The 14,586-nt window shown below is 74.0% G+C and carries 10 protein-coding genes; 1 reads left to right on the top strand and 9 read right to left on the bottom strand.

Annotated features, from left to right (window positions below):
* Positions 1-3 precede the first annotated feature (3 nt).
* Positions 4-1,323: an MFS transporter gene (locus AMY39116_RS0301415; RefSeq protein ID WP_020415929.1), complete on the top strand. Its 1,320-nt coding sequence runs from the start codon at positions 4-6 to the stop codon at positions 1,321-1,323.
* Between the two features lie 43 nt (positions 1,324-1,366).
* Here the strand turns inward: AMY39116_RS0301415 and AMY39116_RS0301420 are convergent, their stop codons facing one another.
* The 9 genes from AMY39116_RS0301420 to AMY39116_RS0301460 are packed head-to-tail and all read right to left on the bottom strand — an operon-like array spanning position 1,367 to position 14,579.
* The gene (locus AMY39116_RS0301420) at positions 1,367-2,983 is read right to left on the bottom strand and encodes a CdaR family transcriptional regulator (RefSeq protein ID WP_020415930.1); all 1,617 of its coding nucleotides are present in this window, start codon (positions 2,981-2,983) and stop codon (positions 1,367-1,369) included.
* A 25-nt stretch (positions 2,984-3,008) separates the two neighbouring features.
* Positions 3,009-4,115 (bottom strand): o-succinylbenzoate synthase, encoded by a 1,107-nt coding sequence (gene menC, locus AMY39116_RS0301425; protein ID WP_020415931.1) that lies wholly within the window; start codon positions 4,113-4,115, stop codon positions 3,009-3,011.
* The gene (locus tag AMY39116_RS0301430; protein WP_020415932.1) at positions 4,112-4,951 is read right to left on the bottom strand and encodes a GNAT family N-acetyltransferase; all 840 of its coding nucleotides are present in this window, start codon (positions 4,949-4,951) and stop codon (positions 4,112-4,114) included. The genes menC and AMY39116_RS0301430 overlap by 4 nt, the downstream gene beginning before the upstream one ends.
* Positions 4,948-6,036, bottom strand: coding sequence for a M20 family metallopeptidase (locus tag AMY39116_RS0301435; protein ID WP_039791127.1), 1,089 nt, complete (start codon positions 6,034-6,036; stop codon positions 4,948-4,950). The genes AMY39116_RS0301430 and AMY39116_RS0301435 overlap by 4 nt, the downstream gene beginning before the upstream one ends.
* Positions 6,037-6,062: 26 nt before the next feature.
* Positions 6,063-9,365: a serine hydrolase gene (locus tag AMY39116_RS0301440; protein ID WP_020415934.1), complete on the bottom strand. Its 3,303-nt coding sequence runs from the start codon at positions 9,363-9,365 to the stop codon at positions 6,063-6,065.
* On the bottom strand, positions 9,362-10,162 hold the full coding sequence (locus AMY39116_RS0301445; RefSeq protein WP_020415935.1) for an ATP-binding cassette domain-containing protein: 801 nt from the start codon (positions 10,160-10,162) through the stop codon (positions 9,362-9,364). Before AMY39116_RS0301445 ends, AMY39116_RS0301440 begins: the two co-directional genes overlap by 4 nt.
* Positions 10,159-12,027 (bottom strand): dipeptide/oligopeptide/nickel ABC transporter permease/ATP-binding protein, encoded by a 1,869-nt coding sequence (locus AMY39116_RS0301450; RefSeq protein ID WP_020415936.1) that lies wholly within the window; start codon positions 12,025-12,027, stop codon positions 10,159-10,161. The genes AMY39116_RS0301445 and AMY39116_RS0301450 overlap by 4 nt, the downstream gene beginning before the upstream one ends.
* 4 nt (positions 12,028-12,031) lie before the next feature.
* Positions 12,032-13,012, bottom strand: a complete 981-nt coding sequence (locus AMY39116_RS0301455; protein WP_027935539.1) for an ABC transporter permease — start codon at positions 13,010-13,012, stop codon at positions 12,032-12,034.
* A gap of 10 nt (positions 13,013-13,022) precedes the next feature.
* Entirely contained in the window at positions 13,023-14,579 is a 1,557-nt protein-coding gene (locus tag AMY39116_RS0301460) for an ABC transporter substrate-binding protein (RefSeq protein WP_020415938.1), read from the bottom strand.
* Positions 14,580-14,586 lie beyond the last annotated feature (7 nt).

Below are 14,586 nucleotides of genomic sequence, written 5' to 3' on the forward strand. Positions count from 1 at the left end.
ACCATGAGCGTCCAGACCCAGCCGCAGGCCGGCTCCGGTGCCGGCATCACGCCGGCGCAACGGAAGTCGATCGTCGCCGCGTGCATCGGCAACTTCATCGAGTGGTACGAGTTCGTGCTGTACGGGTACTTCGCGTCCACCATCGCGAAGCTGTTCTTCCCCGCCGGTGACCCGACCGCGGCGCTGCTGCTGACGTTCGCGTTGTTCGGCGTGAGCTTCGTGGTGCGGCCACTGGGCGGGGTGGTGTTCGGTTACATCGGCGACCGCTACGGCAGGCGCAGCGCGTTGTCGGCGATCATCCTGCTGATCTCGCTGGGCACCGCGTTGATGGCGCTGGTGCCGCCGTACGCCTCGATCGGGGTCGCCGCGCCGGTGCTGATCCTGGTGCTGCGCCTGGCGCAGGGCCTGTCCGCGGGTGGCGAGTGGACCGGGGCGGTGGCGTACGTGATCGAAACCGCCCCCGCCGGGCGGCGCGCCTACTACGGCAGCTGGCAGACGATCACGATCGTGCTCGGCATGATGGTGGCCAGCCTGTCCGCGCTGCTGTTCACCGAGGTGCTCTCCCCCGCCGCGCTGGAGTCGTGGGGCTGGCGGATCCCGTTCCTGATCGCGTTGCCGCTCGGTCTGATCGGGCTCTACATGCGACTGCGGCTGGACGAGACGCCGGAGTTCGCGCAGGTGGCCGCTAGCGGCGAGCACGAACGCGCCCCGCTGCGCGCCACCCTGCGGCACGACTGGCGGTCGATCCTGCGGATCGCCGCGCTGGTGTGCTCGCCGACGATGTGCACCTACGTGCTGCTGGTGTACGGGCCCACGTTCCTGGCCACCGAGCTGAAGGTGCCCGCCGCGCAGGCGAAGCTGGCCGGCTTCGCCGCGATGGTCGTGATGATGGTGCTGACCGTGGTGTTCGCGCGCCTGTGCGACCGCGTCGGGCGCAAGCCGTTCCTGATCGCCGGGGCGATCTGGGTGCTGGTCACCGCGCCGCTGGGATTCCTGCTGCTGCACCGGTTGTCGTTCGGGTTCCTGGTGGCGGGCCTGGCGCTCGTGGTGATCGGCGAGGCGCTGATGCTGGCGCCGCAGCCGGCGATCTTCGCCGAGCTGTTCCCCACCGCCCGCCGGTACAGCGGGGTCGGCATCGGTTACAACATCGGCGTGGTGCTCTTCGGCGGCGCGGGCCCGCTGGTCGCCACCGCGATCGTGGAGGCGACGCAGAGCACCTACGCCCCCGCGGGGTATCTGGCGTGCGGCGCGCTGATCAGCCTCATCGCGGCGATCTTCACGCCGGAGACGCTGCGGCGCGACAGTACTTCCACCGCAAGCTGAACCACCGGAAGCCCCCGCAGCCGGGCTGCGGGGGCTTCCGGCGTCAGCGGGGCGCGATCACGCGCAGCTGCAGCATCGCCGCGAAGCGGGCCTCCGGGTCGGACAGGTCCAGCTGCGCGACCTCGGCCAGGCGCCGCAGCCGGTAGCGGAAGGTGTTGGGGTGCACGTAGACCGCGTTGGCGGCCGCGTTCACGTCGCCGAAGGCGTCCAGCCACGCGCGCAGCGTCTCGACCAGGTTGGTGTTGTGCTGCCGGTCGTAGTCGAACAACCGCGCGACCGGGCCGGTCGGGCGGTCGCCCCGCGCGGCGACCAGGTCGCGCAGCTCCAGCAGCAGCGCCTCGACCTGGACGTCGGCCAGGCGGGCGACCCGGCGGCCGATGCGCGGTTCCGCCCGCAGCACCCGCAGCGCCCGGTCCGCGCTGGCCCTGGCGCCGGCCAGTGCCGGGACGTCCTCGGCGACCGGACCGATCGCGACGACCGCGGGCACCCGCTCCCCCACCCGGTCCAGGAATTCCGTCGCGATGGACACCGCCCACTGCTCGCCGTCGCCCTCGCCCTCCACCGGGACCAGCCCGTAGGCCACGTCCCCGACGAGGGCGCTCGCGGCACGCGGGTGCACCGCGGTCAGGTGCATCGCGAGACCGTCGCTCACCCGTTGGAGTTCGGTCGCCACCCCGGCGTCGTCCCGCTCGCCGGGGCCGCGGTCGGCGAGCGCGAGCGCCAGCACCACCACCGGACGGCCGGCCAGCCCCAGCCGGGACATGGCCTCGCGTGCTCCCGCGCCGCCTTCAAGCGCGGTGCTGAGCAGTTCGGTGCGCAGGCGGCGGGACACGTCGGTGCCCGCGCGAACGCGCAGCATGTGCAGCGCGACGAGCCGGGCCGCCTCCCGCAGCGCCTGCTCGCGCTCCGCGCTGAGCGGTTCCCGCACCGCCGCCCAGATCGAGCCGAGCACCTCGTCACCGGCCCGGACGGCGACGGCCACCCGCGGCATCGTCAGGCCGTCGAGGTTCACCAGCGCGTCGACGTAGACGAGCCGGTCGCTGCGGTACAGCTCGCGGAACACGCCCCGGTCGGTGAGCATCCGGGCGAAGCGTTCCGGCACCTGCCGTCCCAGGATCGTCTCCACCCGGGACGGGTCGGCTTCGTCCTGGCGGCCGGAGAACGCCAGCACCCGCGAGCGCGGGTCCTCGATCGTCACCGGCGCGTCGATCAGCTCCGCGATCGCGTTGGCCACCGCGAACAGGTCACCCGACGGCACTCCGCCCAGCATCTCCGGTTCGGCCTGGCCGACGTCGCCCTCGGCGAGCAGCGCCCGCAGCATCGCGGCCAGCTGCGCCCAGGACGCCCCGCGCGTCAGGCCCAGCAACACCACGCCGGTCTCGTCGACGGCGGCGGTGACCTCCGCCGGCACGTCGACCGGCGCACGCACCACCAGCCCGGCCGCCTCCTGCTTGCCGAGCGCGCGCAGCAGGCGCACGACCTCCTCGGGCTCGCGGACGCCCACGCCGAGCACGAGCGCGTGGCGGGGCAGCACGGGTTCCTCGAACGGGTCGTGGATCGCGACGCCGCCGATGTCCCCGGCGCGGCCCGGATCGCCGTGCACGAGGTCGAGCAGCGTGCCACCGAGGTCGTCGAGGACACGGACCACACCGGCGCTCACCGCGACGCCCCACCTCCTCGCCGGCTCAGCAGGCCACCCGCTCGGTCGCCGTCGTCACCTCGGCCAGCAGCTCCGGCACCGGCTCCACCCCGATGCCCGGCCCCGCGGGCACGTCCAGGTGCCCGCCGGAGAGCACGAACGGCTCGGTGATGTCGGTGCGATAGTAGCGGTCGGAGGCGGAGGTATCGCCCGGCAGCGTGAAGCCGGGCAGCGCGGCGAGCGCGACGTTGGCGGCGCGGCCCAGCCCGGATTCGAGCATGCCGCCGCACCACACCGGCACCCCGTGAGCGGCGCACACGTCGTGCACCCGGCGCGCTTCCAGGTAGCCGCCGACCCGGCCGGGCTTGATGTTGACGACCTGGCACGCGCCGAGCGCGATCGCGTCCGCGGCCGACTTCGCCGACACGATCGACTCGTCCAGGCACACCGGCGTGGCGAGCCGCTTGGCGAGTTCCGCGTGCCCGAGCACGTCCTCCTCGTCCAGTGGCTGCTCGATCAGCAGCAGCCCGAACGGGTCGAGCCGGGCCAGGTGACGCGCGTCGGCGAGCGTGTACGCGGTGTTGGCGTCGACCTGCAGCAGCACGTCGTCGCCGAAGCGTTCCCGGACCGCCCGCACCGGCTCGACGTCCCACCCGGGCTGGATCTTGAGCTTGATCCGCACGTACCCGGCGTCGAGGTAGCCGCCGACGGTGTCGAGCAGTTCGCCGACTGAGCCCATGATGCCGACCGACACCCCGCACGGCACCCGGTCGCGCACCGCGCCCAGTTCCCGCGCCAGCGGGCGGCCTTCGGCGCGCAGCTCGGCGTCGAGCACCGCCATCTCCAGCGCGGCCTTGGCCATGCGGTGCCCCTTGAACGGCGCCAGCACCCGGCCCACCGCGGTGGCGTCGAGGTGGTCGGCGGCCGCGAGCGCGGGCACGAAGAACCGCCGCAGCACGTCGGCCGCGCCGTCCACGTACTCCGGCGAGTAGAGCGGGTCGGCCAGTGTGCCGCATTCGCCCCAGCCCACGGCCTCGTCCGTCTCGACCCGCACCAGCAAGATGTCGCGGGCGGTCTGCGTGCCGAACGAGGTCCGGAACGGAGCCACCAGCGGCATCTCGATGCGGCGCAGTTCCACTCCGGTCAGTTTCACGCGCTGTCCTCCTTGGCCACGCGGGTGACGACGTACCACCCGGTCTTGTCGAATCCCGCGACGCGCGCGCCCTCGGCCAGCAACGCGCCGAGCGTGTCGCGCACCGCGATCCGCCACTGCCGCGCCAGGCGCGGGTCCGCGCGGCGCAGCGTCTCGATGTCCCGCGGCGCGGCGACCAGCAGGGCCGGCCCGTCGAGACTGCCGAGGCGGGGGATGTCGTTCTCCGCGCCGAGCGCCACGACCGCACCGGGCGGCGCGGAGACGCGCCGGGGTGTGCCGTCGCAGGCCGCCTCGACCTCGGGGGCGCCGATGCGCCAGTGCACCAGCAGCCGGTCGGTGTCGTCGTCGCCGTTGATGTGGTCGTGCATCCCGCCGTAGAAGTTCGGCAGGTACTCCACGGCTTCGGCGGCGAGCTTGCCGAGGTTGAAGTAGGCGTTGCGGCTCACCAGCGGGTCGAAGGTCCACTCGATCACCGAGATCCCCCGCGGCAGCGCCCAGGCCCGCTGGTGCAGCTTGAGCGCCAGCCCGACGCTGCGCCCGGCCATCACCGGGGACACGCCCGCGATGTGGCTGTGCATCACCCCGGGGGTGCCGAAGAACCCGACGCAGGCGCCCACGAGCTCGTCCCCGACGTACGCGCCGGCGACGTAGTTGCCCGCCTTGGTCAGCGCCCGCATGAGCTCGGTGGTCACCGGCGGGTTGGCCGGATCGGGGCGCCAGATCAGGTCGAACAGCCGGTACACGGCCTCCAGCTCGGGCAGTTCGGCGATCTCGCGGACGCGGACGCCCGCCGCGACCGCCGCCTTGGCCGCGGCTTCCTCGGGACTGGTCCTCACCGGCGCACGTCCGTCAGCAGGTCGGCGACCAGGGCCGACACCAGCGCGGTGCGGCCGGGCAGCTCGCCGATCCGGATGTGCTCGGTGTCGGCGTGTGCTCCGCCGCCGACGGCCCCGAGCCCGTCGAGGGTGGGCACCCCGGCGCCCGCGGTGAAGTTGCCGTCCGAGGCGCCCCCGACCGCGGCGGCCGTCAGCGGCGGCAGACCGAGCGTGGCCGCCACCGCCTGCGCGCGGGCGAACAGCGCGGCCGACGACTCCGCTTCCAACGGGGGCCGGTTCGGGCCGCCCAGCACCTCCACCACCGAACCCTCCACAACGGACTCCAGCGCCCGCATCCGCCCGTCCACCCTGGACTGCTCGGCCGCGCTGCGGACGCGCACGTCGACCGCGAACTGCCCGGCGGCGGGCACGGTGTTCGCCGTGGTGCCGGCGGACAGCACGGTCGGCGTCACGCTCGTGCCGCGCCCGGGGTCCGCGAGCCCGGCCACCGCCAGGATCTGGTGCGCCAGCTCGACGGTGGCGTTGACGCCGCGTTCCGGTTCCAGCCCGGCGTGCGCGGCCCGGCCCTTCACCTGCACCTGGTACTGCGACACGCCCTTGCGCTCGGTCTTGAGCGCCCCGCCGTCGGCGGAGGCCTCCAGCACCAGCGCGGCGGCGCAGCCCGCGGTCTCGTCCTCGATCAGGGTTCGCGAGCTGGGCGAGCCGAGCTCCTCGTCGCCGGTGATCAGGATGGTCACCCCGGCCCGGTCGCCGAGCGCGGCGACGGCGTGCAGAGCCATCACCACCCCGGCCTTCATGTCGAAGCAGCCGGGCCCGCGCAGGACATCACCCTCCACTGTGTACGGATGCGTGGCCAGGGAGCCCAGCGGCCACACGGTGTCGTGGTGGCCGAGCAGCAGGACCCGCGCGGGGCCAGGGCCGAAGCGCCAGCGCAGGTGGGTCCACCCGTCGCGGACGATCTTCTCCGGCGGCGTCCCGAGGAGCCGCTCGCCGAGGCGCGCGAGCGTGTCCGCGCTCGCGGCCACCGCCGCGTGGTCCGACGACGGCGATTCGCAGGTGACCAGCCGCTCGATGTCGCCGAGCATCGCGGGCAGGTCCGGGAACGGCATGCTCACACCACCTTCGGTGTGGCCCGCACGCCGTGGTGCACGTACCGCTCCCCGGTGGGCAGCGAGTAGAACGTGACCGGCATCCAGGACTCCATCTGCGGGATCCACACCACGAACAGGTCGTCGTCGACGGCGACCAGCTCGTACTCCTCGACCGGGTCGGGCACGAGATCGGCCAGCTCGCCGGTCACGGTGGTGCGCAGCTTCGGCGTGTCCCCGTCGCGGAACACCTCCATGCGGGTGCTCGCGCGCTCGTACGTGCCCAGGTGCGGGGTGATGTCCACGGCCACCGGCTCGTCCGGCGGCGCCAGCGGGTGCGGCACGGCGACGCCGGCCAGTTCGGCGAAGATCTCCCGGTACAGGTCCTCGTACAGGCCGCGGGTGTTGCCGCCGTTGGTGAGCAGCGTGACCGCGAGTCCCGCGGCGGGCAGCAGGCGCAGGAACGCGGCCTGCCCGATCGTGTTGCCGTCGTGCCCGAGCACCAGCTGCCCGTCCCAGTGCAGCCGGAACCAGCCGATGCCCCACGAGTCGGCCAGCGAGTGCTTGTCCGGCAGGTCGACCTGCTTGTCCGCCATCGCCGCGGCCGCTTCCGCGCTGAGCACGCGGGTGCCGTCGGCGGCCAGGCCGCCGGTCAGGTGCATTCGCGCGAACGCCAGCACGTCCGCCGCGGTGGAGTCGATGAGGCCGGCCGGGCCCGCGGACCGCGGCAGCGTCCACACCGGCGCCGTGACCGGTTCCGGCGAGCCGACGTGGCCCACCGCGGCGCGGAACATCAGCGCCTCTTCGGGCAGCGTCACCGTGCGGGTCAGACCGAGCGGGGTGAACAGGCGCTCCCGCAGCGCGGCGTCCCACGTGCCGCCGGTGAGCTTCTCGATGACCCGTCCGGCCAGCGAGAACCCGGAGTTGCAATAGGACCAGGTGGCGCCGAGCGGGTGGTTCTGCGCGACCTCGTCCAGCCGCGCCACGTACTTCTCCAGGCAGTCGTCGCCGCGGCCGGTGTCGGTGAAGACGTCGCCGTCGATGCCGCTCGTGTGGGTGAGCAGGTGGCGCATCGTCACCTGCTTGGTGGTGTCCGGGTCCGCCAGCCGCAGCTCCGGCAGCACGTCCGCCACGGGGGCGTCGAGGTCGAGGAGCCCCTCGTCGGCGAGCTGCATGGCGACGGTCGCCGTCCACACCTTGGAGATCGAGCCGATTTGGAACACCGAGTCCGTCGTGGCCGCGACACCGGTGTTCACGTTGAGCACCCCGTGGGCCGCCTGCACCACCTCGTCCTCGCCGCCCAGGCGCAGGATGCCCAGCGCCGCACCGGGCACGTGGTGGCGTTCGGCGAGTTCGGTCAGGCGCCGCTGCCAGTGCGCGGCATCCAGCGGCGGGCGGCGGCCGGGCGTGTGCCGCTCGACCCAGTCCACGACGCGCCGGTTGTAGTCGAGGCGGTGCGAGGGCCGTCCGTTGAGGATGAACGCGTGCGCGCCGCCCGGGTACAGCACCAGCCGGGTGGGCACGCCGCGCTCGCGCAGCGCGGTGTGCCACTGCTGTGCCTGGCCCACCGGGCAGAGCAGGTCGGCGCCGCCGTGCAGCACGAGCGTCGGCGTGCGGACCTGGTCGACCTTCGCCAGCGGCGACATCGCGGCGTAGGCATCGGGGTCGTCCCACGGCAGCGCGCCGAGTTCGTGCGCCGCCAGCAGGTGCCCCTCGTCCGAGGTGCCCGCCATGCTGGTCAGGTCGGTGACCACGCCCCCGGCGACGGCCGCGGCGAACCGGTCGTCGCGGCTGGTGAGGTAGCAGGTCATGAAGCCGCCGTAGCTGTACCCGGTGACGGCGAGCCGGTCCGGGTCGGCGACGCCTTCGGCGACGAGGTCGTCCAGCGGCTCCAGGAAGTCCTTGGCGTCGGCGGTGCCCCAGCCGCCGCGGACGGCGGTGAAGAACTCCTCGCCGTAGCCGTCGCTGCCGCGCGGGTTGAGCAGCAGCACGGTCCAGCCGCGGGCGACGAGTTCCTGGTGGTAGAAGTGGATTTCGTCGGCACCGCCCTGCCACGCGTTGTGCGGTCCGCCGTGGATGTCGAGCAGCAGCGGCGCGGGGCCGGTGGTGGCCGGGTCGCGCAGCAGCCAGCCGTGCACGACGGTGCCGTCGGAGATGCGGAACTCCCGCTCCTGCGGGGTGACCAGCTCGATGCCCTCCGCCGTGTGTCCGGTGAGGACGGTCTCGGCGCCGGTGGACAGGTCGAGGCTGACGATTTCGCCGTAGGAGTCCGGCGTGGTGAGCACGACGGCCGCGGTGGTCCCCGCGACGCTCAACCCGGCCACAGTCCGTCCGGCGCCGGTGAGCACCGGGCGCGGGGTGCCGCCGTCGACGGGCACCGAGTACAGGTGGGTGCAGCCGCGGTCGCGCACGCAGAACAGGACGCTGCGGCCGTCATCGGTGAGCTGTGGCCAGGCTCCGGGGTAGGCGGGACCGCCGGGCATCACGTTGCGGTCCAGCGCGGCGGCGAGGTTCACCGGATCGCCCCCGTCGAGCGGGATCCGGATCAGCCCGGCGTGGCTCTCCGGCCCGCGCTGGTTGCCGACGACGAGCAGCGCGCCGCCGTCCGCCGTCCACGTCAGCGCCGCGGCGAGCCCGTCGGCGAGACCCACCTCGCGCGGGGTGGCGGCGGGATCGGTCACGTCGAGCACGTGCACCGGGACCCGGATGGCGAGGTCGCGCTCGGCGCCGGTGGCGGCGGCGAAGGCCAGCTTGCCGCCGTCCGGCGACCACGCCGGATCCCCGGCGTGCCAGTCGCCGCTGGTCACCTGGCGGCAGTCGCCGGTGGCGACGTCCACGACGTGCAGGTGCGCGCGCTTGCCGCGCAGCACGCCGGCGCCGTCGGCGTGGTAGTCGAGCCGGTCGGCCACGATGGGCGCGTGGTCGGGCTCGTCCGGGGTGAGGTCGACGGCCGCGCTGAACGCGATCTTCGTGCCGTCCGGGCTCCACACCGGCCGTCCCGCGCCCAGCGGCAAGGAGGTGAGGCGCTCGGCTTCGCCGCCGGCGGCGGGCAGCAGCCAGACCTGCGGCGGCCCGTCCACCGCGCGCAGGAACGCGATGCGGCTGCCGTCGGGCGACCACGCGGGCGCGGTGTCGGCGCGTCCGTGCGTCAACCGCCGCGCCCGCCCGGCGGGGACGTCGGCGTGCCACAGGCTGTGCACGTTCTCGTCGGCGGAGAGGTCGCTGCCGCGCAGGACGTAGACGACCGCGTCGCCCGAGGGCGACAGCGCGGGCTGCTCGGGCACGGTCAGGTCGGTCAGGTCCGTGATGCGCTGGCGTCGGGTCACCGGGTTCTCCTCTGTGCGCGAAGGGGTCGGACGGGCAGGGGCTCCTCGCCGGAGCCGGTGTCCGGATCGGACACCTCCCCACCGGAAGCGGCCGCGAGCAGCTCGCGGGTGTAGGGGTCCTCCGGTTCGGTGAGGACCCGGCCGGCGGCACCGTGTTCGACGATCCGGCCCTGGTACATCACGGCGATGAAGTCGCTGACGTAGCGCACCACCGCCAGGTCGTGGGAGATGAACAGCATCGACAACCCGGTCCGCTCCCGCAGGTCGCGCACGAGGTTGAGCACGGTGCCCTGCACCGAGACGTCGAGCGCGGAGGTGATCTCGTCGGCGATGATCACCTCCGGCCGCGCGGCGAGCGCCCGCGCCAGGGCCACGCGCTGGCGCTGCCCGCCGGAGAGCTGGGCGGGCCGCATCCCGGCGCGGTCCGCGGCGAGGCCGACCTGCGCCAGGAGGCGTTCAACCTCGGCGCGCCGGTCGGTCCGGCCGCGCGGGATCGCCTCGGCGATCGAGGCGCCGATGGTCATCCGGGGGTCCAGCGCGGAGTACGGGTCCTGGAACACCATCTGCACCGGACCGGGCTGCCGGACCGGCCGTCCGCCGACGAGGATCCGCCCGGCGGTGACCGGCGCGAGGCCCACCGCGGCGCGGGCGAGGGTCGACTTGCCGGAGCCGGACTCGCCGACGAGACCGACGATCGCGCCGTCCGGCACGGTCAGGTCCACCCCGTCCACGGCGGTCGTGCCGCGGCGCCGCGAGCCGTAGCGGACGCAGACGCCCTCGAAACGCAGTTCGCTCATCGCGCCTCCCCCACCCGGATCTGCTCGCGCGGCACGTCCACCACGGGGTGCCAGCACGCGACTCCGTGCACCAGTGGCGGCTCCTCGGTCGTGCACCGTTCGGTCGCCAGCGGGCAGCGCGGCGCGAAGGCACAGCCCGGCGGCAGGTCCGCGGGGTCGGCGGGACGGCCGGGGATGACGGCCATCGGCCGGTCGCGATCGGTCGTCATGTCCGGCACGGCGGCGAGCAGGGCCCGCGTGTACGGGTGCGCCGCCGAGTCCAGGTCCGCGGCCGGCAGGTCCTCCACGATCCGGCCCGCGTACATCACCAGCACCCGGTCGCACATCCGGCGGACCACCCCGATGTCGTGGCTGATGAGCAGGATCGCGACGTCGTCGGCGGCGCGCACGTCGGCGAGCAGCCGCAGCACGCGGCCCTGCACGGTGACGTCGAGCGCCGTGGTCGGCTCGTCGGCGACGATCAGCGCGGGCGAGCACATCAGTCCCATGCCGATCATCGCGCGCTGCCGCATGCCGCCGGAGAACTCGTGCGGGTACTGCCGGGCCCGTCGCTCGGCGCCGGGCAGGCGCACCGCGCGCAGCCGGTCGACGGCACGCGCGAACGCCGCGCGGCGGGTCATCCCCTGGTGGTACCGGGCCACCTCGGCGAGCTGGTTGCCGACCCGCTGGGTGGGGTTGAACGAGGTCATCGGGTCCTGGAAGACCATCGCGAAGGAGGTGCCGAGCAACTGCCGCCGCGCGCGGGTGTCCGCGCCGGGCAGCGACTGCCCGAGGAATTCCAGCCGGTCGGCGTGCACCCGGCCGGGTTCCTCGATCAGCTGCGCGACCGCGAGCGCGGTGAGGCTCTTGCCCGATCCCGATTCCCCGACGACGCCGACGGATTCGCCGCGCGCCAGCGCGAAGCTCACGCCGCGCACCGGGGTGACCGGCCCGGGGAAGGTGACGTGCAGGTTCTCCACCGCCAGCACCGGATCCGCCGGCTGGGGTGCGGGAGCGGCCGCCGGTGGCGGTGCCGGCGCCTCCCGTCGCGGGTGCCGGGTGGTGTCGGCGCCGATCGCGGTGGCGACCGCCTCGCCGAAGAGGCTGAACGCGAGCCCGGCGACCACCACCGCCACCGTGGGCGCGAGCGCGGCAGCCGGGTGGAGGTAGAGCACGTCGAGACCGTCGCGAAGCAGGCGGCCCCAGTCGTAGTCCGGCGACTGCACGCCCAGGCCCAGGAACGACAGCCCGGCGAAGGCCAGCATCGTGCTGCCGGTCGTGATGGTCGCGTTGACGACCAGGGGTTCGGCGACGTTGGGCAGGATGTGCCGCCCCAGCAGGCGGAACCGGCCGACGCCGGCGATCCGCGCCGCGGAGACGTAGTCGAGCGCGGCGACGCGGGCCACCATCGTCCGGGTGAGCCGGGCGAACGCGGGCGCGATGGCCAGGCCGATGGCGAGCACGCTGCCGCGCGCGCCGACGCCGAAGATGACCGCGAAGAACAGCGCCAGCAGCAGCCCGGGGAAGGCCACCGCGATGTCGACCACCGCGGACACCAGCCGTCCCGCGCGCTTGCCGAGCAGCACGGCGGCGGTGCCCAGCAGCAGGCCGACGGCCACGCCGATCGCGGTGGCGGCGAGCGCCAGCTCGACCGACAGCCGGGTGGCGACCAGCACGCGGAAGAAGATGTCGCGGCCGAGCCCGTCGGTGCCCATCCAGTGCTCGGCGGAGGGTCCGCGCAGGATCTGGTTCGTGTCCAGCGCCGCGGCCCGCTCCGCCCACAGCAGCGGCGCGAGCACCGCCAGCCCGAGCACGGCGACCACGACCACGGCGGCGCTCGCGCCCAGCGGGCGGCGCAGGGCCGCGCTCCAGTTCGACTTCGGCACGTTCTCAGCTCTCCCTGATCGCCGACCGCGGGTCGAGCAGCGCGAGCGCCACGTCGACGAGGAGGTTCACCAGCAGCACCCCGAGGCCGTAGACGAGCACGACGCCCTGCACCAGCGGATAGTCCTTGGCGAGGATGGACTGCACGATGGTGCTGCCGAGGCCGGGCCAGGCGAACACGTTCTCCACCAGCACCGTCCCCGCGACCATCGCGCTGAGCAGCAGCCCGCCCAGCGTCAGCGTCGCCGTCAGCGCGTTCGGCAGCGCGTGCCGCAGGTAGATCCAGCTCGCCGGCAGCCGCTTGGACCGGGCGGTGCGGATGTGGTCGGCGCGCAGCACGGCGAGCATCTCCACGCGGGTGATCCGGGCCAGCACCGCGGCCGGTCCGGCGGCCAGCGCCAGCACCGGCAGCAGGTAGGACTCCGGCCCGGACCGCCCGGCCACCGGCAGCCACCCGAGGCTGACCCCGAACACGAACACCAGGCCCACCGCGATGAGGAACTCCGGGATCGCGGCCAGGACGGCGGTGGCGGAGGTGAACGCGAGCTCGGTCGTCCGCCGCTTCCCGCCGCGGGTGAGCACCGCCATCACCGTGCCTGCCGGGATCGCCACGGCGACGGCGAGGAGGAACGCGTACCCCGCGATCTCCAGCGTCGCGGGCAGCCGGTCGCCGATCACCTGCGCGACCGGCAGTCCGGAGCCGAGGGAGGTGCCGAGGTCGCCGGTGAACAGGTTCCCGAGGTAGTGCAGGTACTGCTGCCACAACGGGTCGTCCAGGCCGAGCGCGGCCCGGCGGGCCTCGACGAGTTCGGGCGCGGCGGTCGGCCCGAGCGCGGCCCGCACCGGGTCGCCCGGGATGAGGTGGATCATCCCGAACGCGGCGGTGAGCAGCACCCAGACCGACACCAGCACCCGGACCAGCCGCCGCACGGCGAACCGGACCCAGACGTTGTCACCCAGTCCGGCCGGGCGGATCGCGGTGGTCACCACGCGCGCCTCAGCCGAGCATCCGGATCGAGCTGGGGACGATGCTGCCCTGGCTCGTCTCGAGCGTGGCGCCCTGCACGAACGTCGGCCGCACCGCGTTGACGAACGGCACCACGTTGAGCTCCCGCACCAGCGCCTGCTCGGCCTCGCCCCACTTGCCGCAGCCGTCGGCGCCGGCGAGCGCGCCGGCCTGCTGGACCGCCGCGTCGTAAGCGGGGTTCTGCACGGCCGCGAAGTTGTTGCCGCTGCCGGAGAAGAACGGGACGAGCTGGGTGGGCAGGAAGACCCCGAGCGGCACGAACGCCGCGTCCCAGACGCCCTCCGTGAGGACCTGCGTGGACTCGGTGTCGGTCATGCCCTTGACGGTGACCCGCGCGCCGGCCGCGGACCAGCGCTGCTGGACCAGTTCGGCGGCCGCCTGCATGGTCGAGCCGAGCGTCGACGGGTAGTAGAAGGTGAGCGCCAGCGGCTTGCCGTCCTTGACGCGCACGCCGTCCGGGCCCGCGACCCAGCCCGCGGAGTCCAAACCGGACTTCGCGGCGGCCAGGTCGAAGGCGGGCAGCAGCCCGCTGATGGTGTCGCCGCCGCACGGGCCGAGCCCGGGCGCGAGGAGGCTCTTCGGCGCGCGGCCGGTCCCGCTGGTGAGGACCTGGCCGAGCTGGCCGAGGTCGAGCGCCTGGGTCAGGGCGCGCCGCACCGCGACGTCCGCGCCGGGCATCCCGGGGCGCTGGTTGAACCACAGCTCGCCGAACGGGGACTCGATGTCGTGTGCGGTCAGGCCCATGCCGCGCAGCCGCTGCTGGTCGGGGCCGACCACGGCGGCCGCGTTGACCTGCCTGGACGCCAGCAGGTTCGCGGCGGTGAGTTCGTTGCCGACGACCCGGATCACGACGGTGTCGGGCAGCCCGCGCGTGTCGGTCTTCCAGTCGCCGGGCCCCCACGCGTAGTCCTTGCGCCGCGTGAGCGTGTAGTGGTCGCCCGCGACGGCCTCGGTCAGGGTGTACATCCCGGTGCCGTCCGCGCCCTGCTTGAGCAGCCCGCGGTCGGCCATCCCCTTGCCGCAGACGATGAAGAGCCCGCCGATGTCGCGGACGAGGAACGAGTCCGGGGTCGGGCTGGTGACCGTGACGGTGCCCGCCGCGTCGTCGCCGGTTGCTTTCGCCCCGGGCATCACGTAGAGGCCCAGCGACGCGGAACCATTGGCGGGGTCGCTGACGAAGTTGATGTTGTCGGCGACCTGCGACGCGGTCAGCGGGGTCCCGTCCGAGCAGGTGATGCCCTTGCGCAGCGTGTACTTCGCGGTGGTGGTGTCGCCTTCCCACTTTTCCGCGAGCCCGGCGACCATGTTGCCGCCCGGGTCGATGTTGACGAGCGTGTCGTAGAGGAACCGGTCGGCCTGGATGGTCACCGACATCGTGGTGAAGTGCGGGTCGAGGCTGCCGGGGTCGCCTGCCGAGACCAGCGTGAACGTGCCACCGTCCACAGTGGTCGACCCGGCGCCGCCGCCGCAGGCGGTCAGCGCCAGCGCCAGCACGGCGGCCGCGGCCGTGATCGAAGCGGTCTTCATCGTGTCT

Source organism: Amycolatopsis sp. ATCC 39116, assembly GCF_000231075.2.
GTDB lineage: Bacteria > Actinomycetota > Actinomycetes > Mycobacteriales > Pseudonocardiaceae > Amycolatopsis_E > Amycolatopsis_E tucumanensis.